The 1,546-nt window shown below is 43.4% G+C and carries 1 protein-coding gene; it reads left to right on the top strand.

The genetic code is table 11. The features are described 5' to 3' along the window. The coding region (locus IEY42_RS22055) for an FG-GAP-like repeat-containing protein (RefSeq protein WP_188927310.1) at nt 1–1,546 on the top strand (1,546 nt) is incomplete at both ends.

Below are 1,546 nucleotides of genomic sequence, written 5' to 3'. Positions count from 1 at the left end.
ACCTACTTTCTGTCGATGGCAAGCAACACAGTCGGACTATGAGCCTTTTGATGGTTACAGAACTTTGGTTTCTGGCACAAGCAATAGGGACTATACGCATGTCTTTGATATAAACGGTGATGGATATTCTGATGTTATTTATTATGGCCCAGCAGGGTATGCCAATGGATACCCTTATTCGACTTGGGTTGCCAGACTCGGTCCCGATTATGACGCTGTAGAATCTTTACTAAGCACCAAAGGTGCCAATAAAAAACAGTATGCTCTAAATATCGATTATAACGGTGATGGTCATAGAGATCTGCTGGTTGCAGACTCTAGTACCTCCAATTGGACTGTGCTGAGTTTTGAAGAAGACAATCGATATGGGGATTTATGTGACAATAATGGCCCCTGTTCTGACTACATCAAAGTTACTAGTCCTAAGGCTACAGATTTAGGGGTCATTGCAACTGGTCTTGAGGGTAACGCGCAAGTCATGGACATCGATGGTGATGGCTATGAAGATATCGTTTTTAGAACCGGGAGTCAGATAAAAGCGCATATAAATACGGGGTCTGGTTCATTCACCCCTAATGTATTGCTCTATTCATTTCTCAAGACTGTTACTGCTAGTACGATGAATGGTCACTACGAAAGTCAAACGGCTAATATGCAGTCATCGTCTGTCATCGATGTTAATGGCGATGGTCGCTCAGATTTGATTATGAAAGTCACCGAGTCTGATGCTGCTTGTTATGATGGTTCTCGCATTGTGCCGATGATCAGAAGTAAGTGGGAATGTGAGAGAGATATTGGCGGTGTCTGGGTTGAGGCGACTAACACTTACCATAAGCTCTTCATTGCCTCTGGCACCAGTAGCTCTCCTTCCCTGACGCTTATCCAGTCACTTGGATTAGGAATGGATACCTTAAGGGTGGCAGACATTAATGGTGATGGGTTATCTGATTTACTTTATGTACAAAGTAACAAGTGGTATTACCGGCTTTCCGATGGTGTGACCTTACTGGATCCAGTTTATGCAGGGATGGCTACATCTGACACATTGAAATATCTCGACCAGTTTGTTGATTTAAACGGTGATGGCCGCACAGATGTCCTCCACGCAACAGTATCGGGTAATTATTACAGTTATTTCTCCCGTGCAACCTCTAATGGTGAATGGATTGATTTTGAGCCTCGCGGTGAATTTGAGTTTCCGCTAAACGCCACAGTTCGTTTTGGTGATACGCGAGGAGACGGAAATTTAAATCTATTAGCTTCTTGGGGGGACTCATGGAGAGAATATTATCGACGCCCAGGCACCAAAGAATACTCGATTAATAAAATTGTCAACGGATTCGGTGTCGAGACCAAGATTAGCTATAAGCCTTTAAGTGATAACAGTGTGTATGTTGTTCAAGGCTCTGACGATAGTGTCAACAAGGACGGAATTTCTCCAGTTTTTGGCATGCAAGTTGTCAGTGAGGTAGCCTCTCAAAGTAACACTAATCAATGGGTCTCAGTCTCATATCAGTATGGAGGCATGCTGATACATAGGAAAGGT

Source organism: Shewanella algicola (genome assembly GCF_014648035.1).
GTDB lineage: Bacteria > Pseudomonadota > Gammaproteobacteria > Enterobacterales > Shewanellaceae > Shewanella > Shewanella algicola.
Note: the sequence above shows the minus strand (reverse complement) of the source record. Positions and strands in the feature narration are given on the sequence as shown.